This is a genomic window from Mycobacterium gordonae, assembly GCF_001417955.2.
Lineage (GTDB): Bacteria > Actinomycetota > Actinomycetes > Mycobacteriales > Mycobacteriaceae > Mycobacterium > Mycobacterium gordonae_B.
In genome coordinates this window covers 1-18,181 of the sequence record NZ_LKTM01000012.1, presented here as the reverse complement: position 1 = coordinate 18,181, position 18,181 = coordinate 1, and the positions used below count along the sequence as shown (strand labels likewise).

Here is an 18,181-nt window from a genome sequence, read left to right as displayed (position 1 = left end):
GGGTGACGGCGGAGGCAGCGGTCTCGGCGGCGTCGGCGGTGCCGGGGGGTTGCTGTTCGGTCAGCAGGGCGCCAACGGTGCGACTGGCCAGGGCGGAACGGGCGGTGCGGGCGGTGCCGGTGGCGACTTCGGGATAGGCGGCGCGAAGGGAGCAGGAAACACGGCCAGCGGTCTGAACGGCGTCAATGGCAAGGCCGGCGGTCAGGGAGCCTCCGGCCAACCCGGCTAGCCGGCAGCCGGTGCGGGGTCGAATACGGTGTCCTGGTGACACACGACCGGGTCCCGCACCCCGGCGGGGGATTCAACCCGCCCGAGCCCACTGACAAAGGCGGCCCGGACTACCACCGGTTCGTCGAGGGGGTGCGCAGGCTGCAGGATCACGCCCGCGCCGTCGACGCGCCCGACGACGTGATCACTATGGCCGCGGACCGGCTCGAGGAACTGTCGGCCCTGCTGGCGCCCTTCGACGCCGACGAATGGCAATCGCCGTCAGGTCGCCGGATGGATCTGCCGATGCGCGGGAACGTCCTGACCATTCCCATGAACGCGCACAAGACGGACGACGGCCGCGTCGAGGGCTGGGCCCGGTTCGCCCGGTTCCACCTCGGCCGCAACGGAGCCGTGCACGGCGGTTCGCTCGGCATGCTTTTCGACACGGTGCTCGGGCTGACCGCCTCGGTGCTGACCGGTAGCCGCCGTCAGCGCACCGCATACCTGAAGATCGATTACCGCCAGATCGTGCCGATCGAAAAAGAATTGCAGTTCGACGCCGGCGTCGACAGCGAAGACGGGCGCAAGATCTTCGTGTCTGCCCGATTGAGAGACGGGGACACCCTGCTAACCGAGGCCAACGCGCTGTTTGTGCGGCTCAAGCCGGGGCAGCCGTAGCTCCGCCCTAATCTGAATATCCTTCAAAAACAATTTCCTTGACAAACCATTGCATAGGTGTCGAATATGAATGCGGGTCGATTGGTGGCCGCTCGCTGATCGACCAGGGCATCCCCACCGCATCTCGCCGGGGCGCATCGGGCAACAGGCGGCAGCAGGGACAGTGGGTCGGGCCATGACCGAAATTTTGAATGCGGTAAGTCCCCGGTTATCCGGTGGATCGGGAGTCTCGGTAGCGATTGTCATTCCCGCCTATAACGAGGAACGATTCATCGGCAGGTGTCTTGCATCCTGCCTTTGTCAGACATCACTGCCGGACGAGATAATCGTCGTCAACAACCGGTCGACGGACGACACCGCGACGATCGTGCGCCGGTTCCAGGCCCAAAACCGTCACATCGACATACGGTTGCTGACCCAGGACGAATACCAGGGCATCGCGCCGACCCGAAACTACGGCTTCGACCGCGTGCGCAGCACCGTCATCGGAAGGATCGACGCCGATTCCCGCCTCGCTCCCGATTGGGTTGAGACGATCCGGCGCCGATTTCGGGATCCCGCTGTCGACGCGGTGACGGGCCCGGTCTGGTATTACGATATGCCGTTGCGGCAAAAGGTCTTTCGGCTCGATCGCGCCGTCCGGGGCAGGTTGCACCGCAAGGCGCGGGACCAACGGTTCCTGTTCGGCTCGAATATGGCAATGCGGACTTCGGCGTGGCGCGCCATCCGTCACCTCACCCGACTGGATCTTGAGGACCAACTGCACGAAGATATCGATCTCGCCCTCACCTTGTTCAAGAATGGCTTCGCGATCGAATACCAGCCGACGTTGGTTGCCGGCTGCTCAGGCCGGCGGGTGGAGAATTCCCCGCGCGATTTCTATCACTACGCGACGCGTTATCTGAGAACCGCGAGGACGCACAACGTCAATAGCCGCTCCGCGTTGATGACCGTGGCGATTCTGTTGCTGGGGTATTTCCCGGCCCATATCTTGCGTTTCTTCTACGACGGTGAAAGCAACCGTTTCACGGGGGCGCGGCTGCAACACCGGCAGCGCCACCAGCACGGGCATGGGCCGGCGGTCGGTCGGCCGGAGGGTGTCCGGAGCCGTACCTTGCGCCCGGCCCGTACGCCGAGGCTGCCGGTGGCCGCGGCAATGCTCGGTTCCTAGGGCCGGCGCGCCGATTTCTGCACCGCCGCGGGGTCATCGGCTTGGGCTCCTCTTGGTCGGCATAGCATGGTCGCGATCGATTCCGCCGCGTCCCCGACCACGCCCGAGCCAGGGAGAACCACGCAATGAGCGCCCCCGCAGACCACGTCCAGACAGCCCCGATCCGGGTGCCTGCCGGGACTACCGCGGCGGCCGCTGTCGGCGAGGCGGGGCTACCGAGGCGTGGGTCGCCCGACGCGGTCGTGGTCGTCCGCGACGCGGACGGCAAGCTGCGCGACCTCAGCTGGGTGCCCGACGCCGACGTCGAGGTGATCCCGGTGGCGGCCAACACCGATGATGGTCGCAGCGTCATCCGGCACTCGGCCGCGCACGTGTTGGCCCAGGCCGTGCAGGATCTGTTCCCGCACGCCAAACTGGGCATCGGCCCGCCCATCACCGACGGTTTCTACTACGACTTCGACGTCGCCGAACCGTTCACGCCCGACGATCTGGACAAGCTGGAAAAGCGGATGCGCCAGATCGTCAAGGAAGGTCAGCTGTTCGACCGGCGGGTCTTCGTGTCCAAGGACGAGGCGCGCGAGGAACTGGCCAACGAGCCGTTCAAGCTCGAACTGGTCGACGACAAGTCCGGCGACCCGGATGTGATGGAAGTGGGGGGCGACGAGCTCACGGCCTACGACAACCTGAATCCACGCACCCGCGAGCGGGTGTGGGGCGATCTGTGCCGCGGACCGCACATCCCGACCACCAAGCACATCCCCGCGTTCAAGCTGACCAGGAGTTCGGCCGCGTATTGGCGCGGAGACCAGAACAACGCCAGCCTGCAACGCATTTACGGCACCGCATGGGAGTCGCAGGAGGCGCTCGACCGCCACCTGGAGTTGATCGCCGAAGCCCAGCGCCGCGACCACCGCAAGCTGGGCGCCGAACTCGACCTGTTCAGCTTCCCCGACGAAATCGGTTCCGGCCTCGCGGTTTTCCATCCCAAGGGCGGCATCATCCGTCGGGAGCTCGAGGAGTACTCGCGCCGCAAGCACGAGCAGGCCGGGTACGAGTTCGTCAACACCCCGCACATCACCAAGGAACAGCTCTACATCACCTCGGGGCACCTGGAGTGGTACGCCGACGGGATGTATCCGCCGATGCACCTCGATGCCGAGTTCAACCCGGACGGCACCGTGCGCAAACCCGGCCAGGATTACTACCTCAAGCCGATGAATTGCCCGATGCACCACCTGATCTACCGGTCGCGCGGCCGTTCGTATCGCGAACTTCCGTTGCGGCTCTTCGAGTTCGGCAGCGTCTACCGGTACGAGAAATCCGGCGTCGTGCACGGTCTGACCCGGGTGCGGGGAATGACCCAGGACGATTCCCACATCTACTGCACCCTCGACCAGATGCGCGACGAACTCACCTCGGTGCTGCGGTTCGTGCTCGACCTGCTGGCCGACTACGGGCTCGACGACTACTACCTGGAGCTCTCCACCAAGGACCCGGAGAAATACGTCGGCTCCGACGAGGTGTGGGAAGAGGCCACCGAGATCCTGCGCGAGGTCGGCGAGGCCTCGGGTCTGGAACTGGTGCCCGACCCGGGCGGCGCGGCGTTCTACGGACCCAAGATCTCCGTTCAGGTCAAGGACGCGCTGGGGCGCAGTTGGCAGATGTCGACGCTGCAGGTCGATTTCAACATGCCGGACCGCTTCGAACTGGAATACACCGCCAGCGACGGATCGCGACAGCGCCCGGTGCTCATCCACCGCGCGTTGTTCGGATCCATCGAGCGGTTCTTCGGCATTCTCACCGAGCACTACGCGGGCGCGTTCCCGGCCTGGCTGGCCCCGGTGCAGGTGGTCGGCATACCGGTGGCCGACGAACACATACCCTACCTGGAAGACGTTGCGGCAGAACTGAAATCGCACGGCGTTCGGGTCGAGGTGGACACCAGCGACGACCGGATGGCCAAGAAGATCGTGAACCACACCAATCTCAAGGTGCCGTTCATGCTGCTGGCCGGCGACCGCGACGTGCAGGCCGGCGCGGTCAGCTTCCGCTTCGGTGACCGCACCCAGATCAACGGGGTGCCGCGCGACACCGCGGTGGCGGTTATCGTCGACTGGATCCGCCGCCGCGAAAACGCCGCTCCCACAGCTGAACTGGTGAAAGTCCCGGAGGCTGGCCGTGAGTGACCCCGGTGCTGAGGACACCATCCACGACCGCGGCGTCGGCCAGCGGGACCACCTGCAGCGGTTGTGGACGCCATACCGGATGAACTACCTGGCCGAGTCGCCCGCGACCCGGGACAGCACCGACCGCGGTCAGCCGTTCACCGACATCCCGCAGATGTCCGACGAAGAAGGCCTGATGGTGGCCCGCGGTGAACTCGTCTACGCCGTACTGAACCTCTATCCGTACAACCCCGGCCACCTGATGGTGGTGCCCTACCGGCGGGTGTCGGAACTCGAGGACCTCACCGAAGCCGAGAGTGCCGAGGTGATGGCCTTCACCCAGAAGGCGATCCGGGTGATCAAGAACGTATCCCGACCGCACGGCTTCAACGTCGGGATGAATCTGGGCACCTCGGCGGGCGGCTCGCTGGCCGAGCACCTGCACGTGCACGTCGTCCCCCGGTGGGGCGGCGACGCGAACTTCATCACCATCGTCGGCGGCTCGAAGGTGATCCCGCAGCTGCTGCGCGAGACCCGGCGGTTGCTCGCCGACGAGTGGGCGAAGCAGCCATGAGGCACGGATGAGCAAACTGCCGTTTCTGTCCCGGGCGTTCTTTGCCCGCGCGACCGACCCGGTGGCCCGGGCCGCGCTGAAGGTCGGTCTCACCCCGGACATCGTCACCGTGATCGGCACCGTCGGTTCGATGGCGGGGGCGCTGGTGTTCTTCCCGATGGGCAAGCTGTTCATCGGCGGCTGTGTGGTCTGGTTCTTCACCCTGTTCGACATGGCCGACGGGGCGATGGCGCGTATCCGCGGCGGCGGCACCCGGTTCGGCGCGGTGCTCGACGCCACCTGCGACCGCATCAGCGACGGCGCGGTGTTCTGCGGGCTGGCGTGGTGGATCGCCTTTCACATGCACGACAAGCTGCTGACCGCGGCGACGCTGATCTGCCTGGTCACTTCCCAGGTGATCTCGTACATCAAGGCCCGGGCCGAAGCCAGCGGACTGCGTGGTGACGGCGGTTTCATCGAGCGTCCGGAACGGCTGATCCTCGTGCTGGTCGGGGCCGGGGTTTCGGACTTCCCGTTCGTCGCCTGGCCGCCGGCCCTGCCCATCGGCATGTGGCTGCTGGCTGTCCTGAGCGTGATCACCTGCGGGCAGCGGTTGTACGCGGTCCGCACCTCGCCCGGGGCCGTCGACCGTATCCCCATCCCAGGAAAGAACGAGCAGTGATACCGCCATCCGTAGGTCTGAAACTGCCCGGCCGGCCCCGCGACCTGCTGACCGGCAAGGCTACCGACTGGGCTTACGCCACCGGCTGGCGCGCCGTGCGGGTGCTGCCGGAGTTCGCCGCGCGCAACGCATTCGAGGCCGGCGCCCGCTATGCGGCTCGCAACGGCGGACCCGAGCAGCTGCGCAAGAACCTGGCCCGCGTGATCGGGACGACGCCGGCCCGGGTACCGGACTCACTGATGCGGGCCTCGCTGGCGTCCTATGCCCGGTACTGGCGAGAAGCCTTCCGGTTGCCGACGATGGATCTGCGCGAGCTGACCCGCCAACTCGACAGCGGAACCCACGGCCAGGACAACCTCAACGCGGGGTTGGCTGCCGGCCGCGGTGTGGTGCTGGCACTGCCGCACAGCGGCAACTGGGACATGAACGGTGTGTGGCTGGCGCAGACCTACGACACCTTCGCGACCGTCGCCGAGCGCCTCAAGCCCGAATCGCTGTACCAGCGCTTCATCGACTACCGGGAGACCCTCGGCTTCGAGGTCATCCCGCACTCCGGCGGCGACCGACCGCCGTTCGAGGTGCTCTGTGACCGGCTGCGGGACAATCAGATCGTGGCTCTGATGGCCGAACGCGACCTCACCCGCACCGGCGTCGAGGTCGACTTCTTCGGCGAACCCACCCGGATGCCCGCGGGGCCGGCCAAGCTGGCGATCGCGACCGGCGCGGCACTGCTGCCGTCGCACTGCTGGTTCTCCGGCGACGGCTGGGAATGCAACATGCAGACGCCGCTGGACTGCAGCAGCGGCGACGTCGGCGCCATCACCCAGGCGCTCGCCGATGAGTTCGCGCGCAATATCGCTGCCCATCCCGCAGACTGGCACATGCTGCAACCGCAGTGGCTGGCGGATCTGTCGGACGACCGGCAGGCCTGGTTGAAGGACGGCTGATGCGGATCGGGATGGTCTGCCCCTACTCGTTCGACGTGCCCGGCGGGGTGCAGTCGCACGTGTTGCAGCTGGCCGAGGTGATGACCGATCGCGGACATCAGGTCAGTGTGCTGGCGCCGATGTCCCCGGACACTTCACTGCCCGACTATGTGGTGTCCGCCGGCAAAGCCGTCCCCATTCCCTACAACGGGTCGGTGGCGCGGCTGCGGTTCGGCCCGGTCACCTACCGCAAGGTGAAGAAGTGGCTCGCCGAAGGCGATTTCGACGTGCTGCACCTGCATGAGCCGGGTGCGCCGAGCCTGTCACTGCTGGCCCTGGACATCGCCGAAGGCCCGATCGTGGCGACGTTTCACACCTCGACTACCAAGTCGGTGGCGATGTCGGTGCTGGGCGGCATGCTGCGGCCCAGGTTCGAGAAGATCGTCGGCCGGATCGCGGTGTCCGACCTGGCGCGGCGCTGGCAGATGGAGTCGGTGGGCTCGGATGCCGTGGAGATTCCCAACGGCGTCGACGTCGAATCGTTCGCCTCCGCGCCGCTGCTGGACGGCTATCCGCGGCCGGGCAGGACGGTGCTGTTCCTGGGACGCTACGACGAGCCGCGCAAGGGGATGGCGACGCTGCTGACCGCCATGCCCGCCGTGGTGCAGCGTTTTCCCGACGTGCAGCTGCTGATCGTGGGACGTGGCGACGAGGACGAATTACGAAGCCAAGCAAGCGAATTCGTCGATCATATTCGTTTCCTCGGACAAGTCGACGATGCGGGCAAGGCATCGGCGATGCGCAGCGCCGACGTGTACTGCGCGCCCAACACCGGCGGCGAGAGCTTCGGAATCGTCCTGGTCGAGGCGATGGCGGCCGGCACCGCCGTGGTGGCCAGCGACCTGGACGCGTTCCGGCGGGTGCTGCAGGACGGAGAGCTCGGCAGGCTGGTTCCGATCGAAGACGGAGAAGCGCTGGCCGAGGCGTTGATCACGGTGCTGGAAGACGACGCGCTGCGGGCCGGATACGTCGCCGCCGGGAGTGAGGCGGTGCACCGCTACGACTGGTCGGTGGTGGCCAGTCAGATCATGCGGGTCTACGAGACCGTGGCCGGGTCGGGGGTCAAGGTGCAGGTGGCCAGCTGATGGTGTGGCTGATCGTCGGTGGCGTCCTGCTGTTCGTGGTGCTGGTGGTCTTCGGCGCCTGGGGCTACCAGCGGGCCAACCGGCTGGACCGGCTCAACGTCCGTTACGACCTGTCCTGGCAGGCGCTGGACAGCGCGCTCGCGCGGCGCGCGGTGGTGGCGCGGGCGGTCGCCATCGATGCCTACGGCGGCTCGCCCGAGGGGGAGCGGTTGGCGGCGCTGGCCGACGCCGCCGAGCGTGCGCCCCGCAGCATGCGGGAGACCGCCGAAAACGAGCTGTCGGCCGCGCTGGCGCTGGTGGACCCGGCGTCGGTGCCGGCGGCGCTGGTGGCCGAGTTGGCTGACGCCGAGGCGCGGGTGTTGCTGGCCCGCCGATTCCACAACGACGCGGTGCGCGACACCCTGGTGCTGGCCGAGCGGCGCATGGTGCGGCTGTTCCATCTCGGCGGAAGGGCGCCGCTGCCAACCTATTTCGAGATCGCCGAACGGCCGCACGCGCAGCGGCACACCGGCGACAAGCTCAACCACCGCACCTCGGCTCGGGTGGTGCTGCTCGATGAGGACGGCGCGGTGCTGTTGCTGTGCGGTTCGGACCCCGCCATCGCCCACGCACCGCGGTGGTGGTTCACCGTCGGCGGCGAGGTCAGGCCGGGGGAGCGACTGGCCGAAGCCGCCGCCCGCGAGCTGGCCGAGGAAACCGGTCTGCAGGTGGCGCCGGCCGATCTGATCGGACCCGTCTGGCGGCGCGACGAGGTCTTCGAGTTCAACGGATCGATGATCGACAGCGAGGAGTTCTACCTCGTACACCGCACCCGGCGGTTCGAGCCGACACTGGACGGGCGCACGGCGCTGGAACGCAGCTACATTCACGGCGCGCGCTGGTGTGGGCCCGCCGACATCGCCGAACTGGCCGCCGCCGGCGAGATCGTCTACCCACGGCAGTTGGGTGAGCTGCTGCCGAGGGCAAACCAGCTGGTCGACTCGGCCCCGCGGGATGCCGTGGCGCCGCAGTCGATCAGCTGACGCCCCGTTCGCCGAGACTGCGCCAGCGGTGTGGTTCGAGGTGGGAAGGGCGATCTGTACGCAGTCCCACGGCCACGACCGCAGTTTCGCCGCCTCACGGCAGGCGCACCGGGAGCCCGAATCCGCCCAGCGCGTCGTTGATCCCCTGTATCGCGCCCTGCTGCAGCTGCGCGGCCAGCAACACCGGATCGACCTGCGGGAACAACCCGGCCGGCGTCGGCACATCTTGGTAGGCGGTGCGGTCGTAGCCCAGCTCGACGAGCACCCGCAGGTCGGGCTGCACCAGGTCGGCCAGCGGATTCCCTATCAAGGGCACCGCACGCAGCGGATTGAGCAGCGGCAGGTCGTGGGTCGGGATCAGGATGTAATCGGTGAGGCTGCCCGGCGACACCGGCTGGACGATGCCCGACGCGAACTGGGCGGCGGACAGCGAGTACGACGGATGGATGTAGGCGAAGCCGGCCAGCGCGTTGGCCGTCGCCAGCAGGTTGAGCGGGTATTGCGGGAAGTCGGCGGCGCCGTCGTACTGGATCGCGTAGTCGACGGTCGGGTAGACGTTGGCAGGCGTGGCGCCGTTGAAGGTGAACCCCATGAACGGGATGGACAGGCCCGTGAACCGGGACAGCAGGCCGCCGTCGGGCCGGTTCGGGTTGGCGACCAGCACGAAGGACAGTTCGTCGGTCCCGGGCCGTAACGCCGCCGGCAACGACTGCAGGTAGCGCATCTCCAGCGTCGCCACCGTGGAGCTCTGCGACAGCCCGAAGACGACGGTGTCCTTGCCCGCCGCGTGCAGGTTCATGATCGCGGCGTTGAGTCGTTGCATCCCCTCGGCGATCGAGGCGTCGAAGGTCAGGCTGGTGGGCCCGGTGATCGGGAACAGTTTGGACGGGGTCACCAGAAACTGCGCGTCGTAGGCCGGGTGGGTCGGGGTGATGAAGCTGTTCGCCAGTGTCTGAAAGCCCGACCAGGGCAGTGGGCTGGGGCCGGTGCCGCCCATGAGCAGGGCCGACGTGGTCGCGCTACCGCCCCCGACCGGCTTCAGGTCGATCAGGTTGATACCGATGTTGCCGTCGCCGGGATTTCCGTAACCGATCAGCCCGTTGCCGGTGTTGATGAGCCCGACGTTGCAGTTGCCCCTGTTCTGGAAGCCGATGTTGCCGTCGCCCCGGTTGTCGACGCCGATGTTGCCGTTGCCGATGTTGCCGAACCCGATGTTGTTGGCGCCCTGGTTGCCCGACCCCAGGTTGAAGGTGCCCTTGGCCCAGTCGATGCTGAGCCCGGGCAGGCCGGTGGCCGCGTAGGCGCCGGCCAGTTGTTCGGCCACCGCCGACGCCTGCGCGTGATAGCCGGCCATGGCGGCCACGTCCTGGGCCCACATCTGCTCGTAGGCGGCCTCGGCGGCCGCGATCGCCGGGGTGTTCTGGCCGAACAGATTGCTCACCACCAGCGAGACCAGGCCCGACCGGTTGGCGGCGACCAGCGCCGGGTGTACCACCGCCGCCTGTGCGGTTTCGAAGGCGCCGGCCGCTGCCCGTGCCTGCGCGGCCGTCCGCCCCGCCTGCGCCGCCGCCGTCGTCAACCACGTCAGGTACGGGCCCGCGGCCCGCGTCATCGCCAGCATCGCCGGTCCCTGCCAGGCACTGTCGGCCAGTCCCGAGGTGACCGCCGCGAATGAACGCGCCGCGGCATCCAGTTCGGCGGCCAACCCGTCCCAGGACGCGGCCGCCGACAGCCAGGGTTGCAGCCCGGCACCGGCGAAGATGCGCGCCGACGTGAGTTCCGGCGGCAGAACGGCGAAATTCATCGCGAGGCTTCCCAACTCGCTGGCCAACAACGCGGAGCTTAAGGCACTGTGGGCCTGCGCTGCCGGTAATTCCGGTTGTCGGCCCCCTTTAGACTGGTGGTCACTTCCCGAAATTCAAGGAGAGTAGTGAACAGCCAGCAGAACGGCGCCCAGTCGGCTTTGAGCCAAACCGGAGCCGAAACCGGAACGGCTCGCGTCAAGCGCGGCATGGCCGAAATGCTCAAGGGCGGCGTCATCATGGACGTCGTCACCCCCGAGCAGGCCCGCATCGCCGAAGGTGCGGGTGCTGTCGCGGTCATGGCGCTGGAACGGGTGCCCGCCGACATCCGCGCGCAGGGCGGGGTGTCGCGGATGAGCGACCCCGACATGATCGAGGGCATCATCGACGCCGTCACCATTCCGGTCATGGCGAAGGCCCGTATCGGGCACTTCGTCGAGGCGCAGATCCTGCAGAGCCTCGGCGTGGACTACATCGACGAGTCCGAGGTGCTCACCCCGGCCGACTACACCCACCACATCGACAAGTGGCAATTCACCGTGCCGTTCGTCTGCGGCGCCACCAATCTCGGCGAGGCGCTGCGACGCATCGGCGAGGGCGCGGCGATGATCCGCTCCAAGGGTGAGGCGGGCACCGGCGACGTCTCCAACGCCACCACGCACATGCGCGCGATCGGCGGCGAGATCCGCCGGCTCACGTCGTTGTCCGAAGACGAATTATTCGTTGCCGCAAAGGAATTGCAGGCACCCTACGACCTCGTGGTCGAAGTCGCGCGGGCCGGCAAGCTGCCGGTGACGTTGTTCACCGCCGGCGGTATCGCCACCCCCGCCGACGCGGCGATGATGATGCAACTCGGCGCCGAAGGCGTATTCGTCGGGTCCGGGATCTTCAAGGCCGGCGACCCGGTGCAGCGCGCCGCGGCGATCGTCAAGGCCACCACGTTCTTCGACGACCCCGACGTGCTGGCCAAGGTGTCCCGCGGGCTGGGGGAGGCGATGGTCGGCATCAACGTCGAGGAGATCGCGCAGCCGCACCGCCTGGCGCAGCGCGGCTGGTGACGGGCGGCTGGTGACGGGCGGCTGGTAAAAACAGTCCGTGGCGATCGAAGAGATCCTCGATCTCGAACAACTCGAGGTCAACATCTACCGCGGCAGCGTGTTCAGCCCCGAGTCGGGCTTCCTGCAGCGCACGTTCGGCGGGCACGTGGCCGGACAGTCGCTGGTGTCGGCCGTGCGCACCGTCGACCCGCGCTACCAGGTTCATTCGCTGCACGGCTATTTTCTGCGCCCCGGAGACGCCAAGGAACCCACGGTCTTCATCGTGGAGCGCACCCGTGACGGTGGATCGTTCGCCACCAGACGGGTCAACGCGATCCAGCACGGCGAGATCATCTTCAGCATGGGGGCGTCGTTCCAGACCGACCAGGAAGGCATCAACCACCAGGACGCCATGCCGGCGGCGCCGCCACCGGACGGTCTGCCGGGGCTGTCCTCGGTGAAGGTCTTCGACGACGCCGGGTTCAAGCAGTTCGAGGAATGGGACGTCTGCATCGTGCCGCGCGAGCAGCTGAAACTGTTGCCGGGCAAGGCTTCTCAGCAACAGGTGTGGTTCCGCCACCGCGATCCGCTGCCCGATGACCCGGTGTTGCACATCTGCGCGCTGGCGTACATGAGCGACCTGACGCTGTTGGGCTCGGCGCAGGTCACCCACATGGCCGAGCGCGAACATCTGCAGGTGTCGTCGCTGGACCACGCGATGTGGTTCATGCGGTCCTTCCGGGCCGACGAATGGCTGCTCTACGACCAGTCCTCGCCGTCGGCCGGCGGGGGCCGGTCGCTGTGCCAGGGCAAGATCTTCAACCAGAGCGGTGAGATGGTGGCCGCGGTGATGCAGGAGGGGCTGACCCGCTTCAAGCGCGGATACCAGCCGCCCACCCAGTGAGTGCGCCGCTGATCGGCGTGCTCGCACTGCAGGGCGACACCCGCGAGCACCTGGCCGCGCTGCGTGAAGCCGGCGCCGAGGCGATCACGGTGCGCCGCCGCGCCGAACTGGACGCGGTGGACGGGCTGGTGATACCCGGCGGCGAGTCCACCGCGATGAGCCACCTGCTGCGCGACTTCGACCTGCTCGACCCGCTGCGGGCCCGGCTGGCCGACGGGCTGCCCGCCTACGGTGCCTGCGCCGGCATGATCCTGCTGTCCAGCGAGATCCTGGACGCCGGCGCGGACGGCCGGGCAGCGCTGCCGCTACGCGGGATCGATATGACGGTGCGGCGCAACGCTTTCGGGCGTCAGGTCGATTCGTTCGAGGGTGACATCCCGTTCGAAGGCCTGGACGGGACGGTGCGTGCGGTGTTCATCCGGGCGCCATGGGTGGAGCGGGTTGGCCCCGGTGTGCGGGTGCTGGCGCGGGCGGCGGGGCACATCGTCGCGGTGCGCCAGGGTGCGGTGCTGGCGACGGCGTTCCATCCGGAGGTGACCGGCGACCGGCGGGTGCATCAGATGTTCGTGGACATGGTGACCGGCCGCTAGATCGCCGGCTTGTCGGCTACCGGCAGCGCGAGCAGTTCGCGCAGATGCGCAGTGGTGGTCGCCGGGTCTTCCAGCGTCCAGAAGTGACCCGCGTCGACGAAACGGATCAGGACTTCGGCCGCGTTGGGGATGTGGTCGCGGGCGTCGAGGTAATACTCGCGGGGCTGGACGGTGCCTTCGTGGCTCTGGATCACCATCACCGGGCACGTCCAGCGATCGAGGAGGCGCGTTCGCCTTGCGATCCACTCCGTCCGGAAGGTTGCGGTGTTGAAGTAACGGGGGACCGCCTTGTCGATGTCCGGGTAGCTGAACTCCTGGATCACCCGCCGCATTTCGTCGTCGGGCAGGTCGATGTGTCCGATCCACGTGTAGACCAGCACAACGAAGCGGGTCCGGTCGGCCATCAACCCCGTGAACGGCGAATCCCGAAACATCGCGGCCTGCGGGGCCAATGCCGGGTGGAAGTGGTAGAGGTGCTGCTCGCCGCGGCCGTACCGCAACACGCGGTCGGAATGGTTGGCGGCGACGAAGTCACCCTGCACGCTGCCGCGGTCGTGGGTGACCAGGTTGAACCGGTCGACACCGATGCGGTCCAAGGCGGCCACCAGCTGCTCAGCCGCCGCCTCGTGGCGATAGTCGCCCTCCGCGGTGCTCGATTGCCCGTAGCCCTTGAGATCGAAGGCGACGCAACGGTAGCGACCGGCCAACGCGGCCATCTGGTGGTGCCACTGGTACCAGGAGTCCGGCAGTCCGTGCAGGAATACGACGGGTTCACCGGTCGAGGGGCCGGCCTCGACGTAGTGGAATCGGACAGCCTCCCCGTCGGCTCCCTCGACCTCGGTGAACCGGTGGGTGAAGGTCACTCCGTCGAGTTGCTCGACGGCGCCGTCGGCGTCCGGGTCGCGCGGTGGCACATCGCGGAACCGCGCGAGCTTTTCCTCGACGCGCGCCGCGTCAGGTCGGTAGGAGGCCAACGCCGGCACGATCCGCTCGGGTAGGTCGCTGTACTGCGGTGTCGTCGCGATCGCGGTTGTCATTACCATCCTCTGCTCGCTGAACGGCGGATTCACCGCTAGATTCACGATACGTTGAAACTAATTTCAACGCAACATGAAACTCGCCGTGCAGTACCGAGGAGCCGGCCGGTCCCCCTGCTCTCATGTCGAGCGCCGCGGTTGCCCTCGAACCGGCGGTGCCACCCCGGCGCGACGCTCGGTGTGTCGAAGCCGCCACGTAGACTCGCTAGGCGAACTTTTCCAGCGAAAGAGGTAAGAGGCACCGATGAGCGGCCATTCCAAGTGGGCCACCACCAAGCACCAGAAGGCCGTCAAAGACGCGCGTCGCGGCAAGGAGTTTGCCCGGCTGATCAAGAACATCGAGGTGGCCGCCCGTACCGGGGGCGGTGACCCGGCGGGCAACCCGACGCTGTACGACGCCATCCAGAAGGCGAAGAAGACGTCGGTTCCCAACGACAACATCGAGCGGGCACGCAAGCGCGGCGCGGGTGAGGAAGCCGGTGGCGCCGACTACCAGACCATCATGTACGAGGGCTACGGGCCCAATGGCGTCGCGGTTCTCGTCGAGTGCCTCACCGACAACCGCAACCGCGCGGCCAGCGAGGTTCGGGTGGCGATGACGCGCAACGGCGGCACCATGGCCGACCCTGGTTCGGTTGCCTACCTGTTCACCCGCAAAGGCATGGTGACCCTGGAGAAGAACGGCCTCACCGAGGACGACGTGTTGACCGCGGTGCTGGAGGCCGGCGCGGAGGACGTCAACGATCTCGGCGACAGCTTTGAAGTGGTCTCCGAGCCGACCGATCTGATCGCCGTCAGAACCGCGCTCCAGGATGCCGGCATCGACTACGAATCGGCCGAGGCGAGTTTCCAGCCGTCCGTGAGTGTCCCGGTCGACGTCGAGGGCGCCCGCAAGGTGTTCAAGCTGGTCGATGCGCTGGAGGACAGCGACGACGTGCAGAACGTCTGGACCAACGTCGACCTCTCCGACGAGGTGCTGGCCGCTCTCGACGAGGAGTGACCCTGCCAGCGGCCCGCCGTAGGACGAAACTGCGCCCCGTCTAAGGGGTTTGCCGCGAGCTGTGCAGTGTGCACTGTGCAGGCTGCCGGATCTGTGCAATTCGACTTTGCGGGCATTGCCCGCTCGTCGTGATCATCTTCCCGGGGATTTCGCTTTATTGACCGGGGTGGATGAGAGGCAGCGTCCGATGTCCTTTGTTATCGCGAGTCCGGACCTGCTGGCTTCAACTGCGGTCGATCTGACCGGCATCGGTTCGGCGGTCGGTGCCGCCAACGCGGCCGCGCTGGCGCCGACGGTGAATCTGCTGGCGGCCGGCGCCGACGAGGTGTCAGAGGCGATCGCGGCGCTGTTCGGCACCCACGCTCAGGATTACCAGCTTCTCAGCGCGCAGGCTGCACAGTTCCACGAGCGCTTCGTCCAGAGTCTGAAGTCAGCCGGCGGCGCGTATGCCATCGCGGAGGCGGCCAACGCGAACCCGCTGCAGGTCGTCGAGGAGCAGGTGCTGGGCGCCATCAATGCGCCCACGCAGCTGCTTTTCGGACGTCCGCTGATCGGCGACGGCGCCAGTGGTGCTCCTGGAACAGGTGCGGCGGGAGCGCCCGGTGGTTTTCTGTATGGCAATGGCGGATCGGGCGGGTCCGGGGCGTTCGGGCAGAACGGTGGTGCCGGTGGCGCCGCGGGTTTGATCGGCAACGGCGGTGTCGGCGGCGCCGGCGGCGCCGCCACCACACCGGGCGGATTGGCCGGCAGCGGCGGTAGCGGTGGGAACGGTGGATTGCTCTGGGGCAACGGCGGTGTCGGCGGTTCCGGTGGGCAGGCCGGAGCGCTAGGGGTCGCCGGCAATGGCGGGGGCGGCGGCCATTCCTTCATCTTCGGTGATCCGGGCGCCGGTGGGGCCGGTGGGAACGCGCCCGGCGGTACAGCCGGGGCCGGCGGTGGCGGCGGTACAGACGGGCTGTTCGGCAACGGCGCCGTGGGCGGCGCCGGCGGTGACGGACGCTTCGGTGGTGCGGGTGGCCTGGGCGGAGAGGGCGGATTCATCGGAAACGGGGGCGCCGGCGGGACCGGCGGCGCCGGTCAGGGCGGTCCGGGTGGAGCGGGCGGAGCCGGCGGAACCGCGGGAGTGTTCGGGGATGGCGGCGTAGGAGGTGCCGGTCCGGGCGGCGGCGCCGGTGGCCTCGGTGGAAACGCGCGGGTATTGGGCATGGGCGGCGCCGGAGGGGTCGGTGGGGACGGCAGCGCTTCGGCGGCGATCCACGGGGGCACAGGCGGCAACGGTGGCCTCGGCGGCCTGCTGTACGGCAACGGCGGCACCGGTGGCCTCGGCGGCAACGGAGCCGTCGGCACCACCGGACCCGCGGGCGTGTCCGGCACGGTCGGCGGAAACGGCGGCGCCGGTGGCGCCGGCGGCCGCGGTGGTGCGTTCATCGGCACCGGCGGGTCAGGCGGCCTCGGTGGTCACGGCGGCGACGGCGGAGCGGGCGGTACCGGGGCCAGCGCGCTCACCGCCGGCGCGAATGGCCAGTGGGGCGGTGACGGCGGCGCCGGAGGCGGTGGCGGCATCGGTGGTGCGGGCGGTGCCGGTGGCTGGGTGAACAGCCTGCTGACCCCCACCGGAGGTGACGGACTGGGCGGCGCCGGAGGAGCCGGCGGCAACGGTGGAGCACCCGGCAACGGCGGCAACGGCGCCAACGGCGTCAACGGGGGTGCCGGTGGTAACGGCGGCAACGGCGGTAATACCGGCGTCGGCGGCGTGGGCGGTACCGGCGGCTGGGGTGGCAAAGCCGGTGCCGGAGCGGCCGGCGCCGCGGGTACCAGTCCGACGAGCGGCGGCGACGGCGGCCGCGGCGGCAACGGTTCCGACGCGATCGGCACCAGTCAGGCCGGCGGCAATGGCGGCGCCGGCGGAAACGGCGGGCTGTACGGCAACGGCGGTGCCGGCGGAGACGGCGGCAAAGGCATGTCCGGCAGCCCTGCCTTCTCCGGCACGAATCCCGGCAACGGCGGCGACGGGGGAGCGGGCGGCGCCGGCGGTGCCGGGGGCAATGGTGGAGCAAAGGCCGGCAACGGCGGCGCCGGCGGTGCCGGCGGCCTGGGCGGCCGGGGAGCCGACGGCGGCAACGGCCTCGACGGGTTCGACGGCTTCACCGCCGGCGCAAACGGCGGCAACGGCGCCAGCGGTGGAAACGGCGGTCACGGCGGAGCGGGTGGCGCCGGCGGCGTCGGCGGCAGCGCGCCGGCAGGCACGGCTGGGGCGCACGGCGTCGGCGGTGTGGGCGGAGACGGCGGCAATGGCGGGACTCCCGGCAGCGGCGGCAACGGCCGCGACGGCACGATCGGTGTCAACGGCGGAGTCGGCGGCAAGGGTGGCAACGGCGGCAACCCCGGCGTCGGCGGCGGCGCCGGGGCCGGCGGGAGCAGCGGCGGCAGCAGCGTCGCCGCCGACGGCAAGGCCGGCACCGCACCCGGCAGCGGCGGCAACGGCGGCAACGGCGGCAGGGGGGCCGACGCGCCGGCCGCCGGCCTCAACGGCGCTGCCGGCGGCGCGGGCGGCGACGGAGGAACCGTCGGTAACGGCGGTAACGGCGGTACTGGGGGAACCGGTGGCGTGGGCACCCAGGGTGGTGCGGTGGCCGGCGCTGGCCAGAACGGCGGCAACGGAGGTACCGGCGGCAGCGGCGGAGCCGGGGGCGCGGGAGGCAAGGGCGGCAGCGTCGCCGGCAAGGGCGGCAACGGAGGAACCGGCGGAATCGGCGGGGGCGGCGGAAACGCCACCAGCGGCACCAACGGAGTCTCGAACGCGGCGAACTCGAATGGCGCGGCCGGTGGTGACGGCGGTGACGGTGGCGGTGCGGGCGCGGGCTCGGGCGCCAAGGGCGGTGCCGGCAATTCCGGAACCAGCGGCGGCAACGGCGGCAAGGGCGGTGCCGGCGCCGACGCCGTCACCACCACCGGAACCGGCGGCACCGGGGGCACCGGCGGCAACGCCGGAATCATCGGCAACGGCGGCGACGGCGGCACCGGCGGGGCCGGCGGTACCGGCACCACGGCCGGGACCGCCGCGACGGGCGGTACCGGCGGATCGGGGGGCAAGGGCGGAGCCGGCGGCAATGCCGGGACGTACGGCGGTGACGGCGGAAACGGCGGCGTCGGCGGCGTCGGCGGCAAGGGGGGCACCGGCGGAAAGGGAACTACCGGCGGCAACGGCGGCAGCCAAGGGCCCGGTGGCGGTGACGGTGGTAATGCCCAGACCGGCGGT

At 69.0% G+C, this 18,181-nt stretch carries 15 protein-coding genes and 1 pseudogene; 14 read left to right on the top strand and 2 right to left on the bottom strand.

What is annotated here, in order from left to right; translation table 11 throughout:
- The 9 genes and pseudogenes from AO501_RS37695 to AO501_RS03470 all read left to right on the top strand — a co-directional run.
- Positions 1-229: pseudogene (locus tag AO501_RS37695) on the top strand (PE family protein); the annotation flags it as partial.
- A gap of 35 nt (positions 230-264) precedes the next feature.
- Entirely contained in the window at positions 265-888 is a 624-nt protein-coding gene (locus AO501_RS03505; protein WP_055576405.1) for a PaaI family thioesterase, read from the top strand.
- 175 nt (positions 889-1,063) lie between these two features.
- Positions 1,064-2,059 carry a glycosyltransferase gene (locus AO501_RS03500; RefSeq protein WP_055576404.1) on the top strand — a complete coding sequence of 332 codons (996 nt, stop codon included), beginning with the start codon at positions 1,064-1,066 and terminating at the stop codon, positions 2,057-2,059.
- Positions 2,060-2,184: 125 nt separating this feature from the next.
- A complete protein-coding gene (thrS, locus tag AO501_RS03495) occupies positions 2,185-4,245 on the top strand; it encodes a threonine--tRNA ligase (RefSeq protein ID WP_055576403.1) in 2,061 nt (686 codons plus the stop codon).
- On the top strand, positions 4,232-4,798 hold the full coding sequence (locus AO501_RS03490; protein WP_156452284.1) for an HIT family protein: 567 nt from the start codon (positions 4,232-4,234) through the stop codon (positions 4,796-4,798). Before thrS ends, AO501_RS03490 begins: the two co-directional genes overlap by 14 nt.
- A 7-nt stretch (positions 4,799-4,805) precedes the next feature.
- A complete protein-coding gene (gene pgsA, locus AO501_RS03485) occupies positions 4,806-5,459 on the top strand; it encodes a phosphatidylinositol phosphate synthase (protein ID WP_055576401.1) in 654 nt (217 codons plus the stop codon).
- Positions 5,456-6,406, top strand: coding sequence for a phosphatidylinositol mannoside acyltransferase (locus tag AO501_RS03480; RefSeq protein WP_055576400.1), 951 nt, complete (start codon positions 5,456-5,458; stop codon positions 6,404-6,406). The genes pgsA and AO501_RS03480 overlap by 4 nt, the downstream gene beginning before the upstream one ends.
- Positions 6,406-7,530 (top strand): glycosyltransferase family 4 protein, encoded by a 1,125-nt coding sequence (locus AO501_RS03475; protein ID WP_055576399.1) that lies wholly within the window; start codon positions 6,406-6,408, stop codon positions 7,528-7,530. Before AO501_RS03480 ends, AO501_RS03475 begins: the two co-directional genes overlap by 1 nt.
- Entirely contained in the window at positions 7,530-8,552 is a 1,023-nt protein-coding gene (locus AO501_RS03470; RefSeq protein WP_055576398.1) for an NUDIX hydrolase, read from the top strand. Before AO501_RS03475 ends, AO501_RS03470 begins: the two co-directional genes overlap by 1 nt.
- A 94-nt stretch (positions 8,553-8,646) precedes the next feature.
- On the opposite strand, the gene AO501_RS03465 is transcribed toward AO501_RS03470, so the two are convergent.
- Positions 8,647-10,356 (bottom strand): PE-PPE domain-containing protein, encoded by a 1,710-nt coding sequence (locus AO501_RS03465; protein WP_055576397.1) that lies wholly within the window; start codon positions 10,354-10,356, stop codon positions 8,647-8,649.
- Positions 10,357-10,515: 159 nt separating this feature from the next.
- Between AO501_RS03465 and pdxS the strand changes: the two genes are divergently transcribed.
- Genes pdxS through pdxT form a run of 3 tightly spaced genes read left to right on the top strand, consistent with a single transcriptional unit; the run spans position 10,516 to position 12,885 of the window.
- Positions 10,516-11,412, top strand: a complete 897-nt coding sequence (gene pdxS / locus AO501_RS03460) for a pyridoxal 5'-phosphate synthase lyase subunit PdxS (RefSeq protein ID WP_156452285.1) — start codon at positions 10,516-10,518, stop codon at positions 11,410-11,412.
- Between the two features lie 37 nt (positions 11,413-11,449).
- Positions 11,450-12,295, top strand: coding sequence for an acyl-CoA thioesterase II (tesB, locus tag AO501_RS03455; protein WP_055576395.1), 846 nt, complete (start codon positions 11,450-11,452; stop codon positions 12,293-12,295).
- The gene (gene pdxT / locus AO501_RS03450) at positions 12,292-12,885 is read left to right on the top strand and encodes a pyridoxal 5'-phosphate synthase glutaminase subunit PdxT (protein ID WP_055576394.1); all 594 of its coding nucleotides are present in this window, start codon (positions 12,292-12,294) and stop codon (positions 12,883-12,885) included. The genes tesB and pdxT overlap by 4 nt, the downstream gene beginning before the upstream one ends.
- On the opposite strand, the gene AO501_RS03445 is transcribed toward pdxT, so the two are convergent.
- On the bottom strand, positions 12,882-13,922 hold the full coding sequence (locus AO501_RS03445) for an alpha/beta fold hydrolase (protein WP_055576407.1): 1,041 nt from the start codon (positions 13,920-13,922) through the stop codon (positions 12,882-12,884). The two genes, pdxT and AO501_RS03445, sit on opposite strands and share 4 nt — an antisense overlap.
- A gap of 244 nt (positions 13,923-14,166) precedes the next feature.
- Between AO501_RS03445 and AO501_RS03440 the strand changes: the two genes are divergently transcribed.
- Both AO501_RS03440 and AO501_RS03435 read left to right on the top strand, forming a co-directional pair.
- Positions 14,167-14,922: a YebC/PmpR family DNA-binding transcriptional regulator gene (locus AO501_RS03440; RefSeq protein ID WP_055576393.1), complete on the top strand. Its 756-nt coding sequence runs from the start codon at positions 14,167-14,169 to the stop codon at positions 14,920-14,922.
- Positions 14,923-15,109: 187 nt separating this feature from the next.
- Positions 15,110-18,181, top strand: a 3,072-nt coding sequence (locus AO501_RS03435; RefSeq protein ID WP_055576392.1) for a PE family protein, incomplete at its 3' end; no start/stop codon positions are given.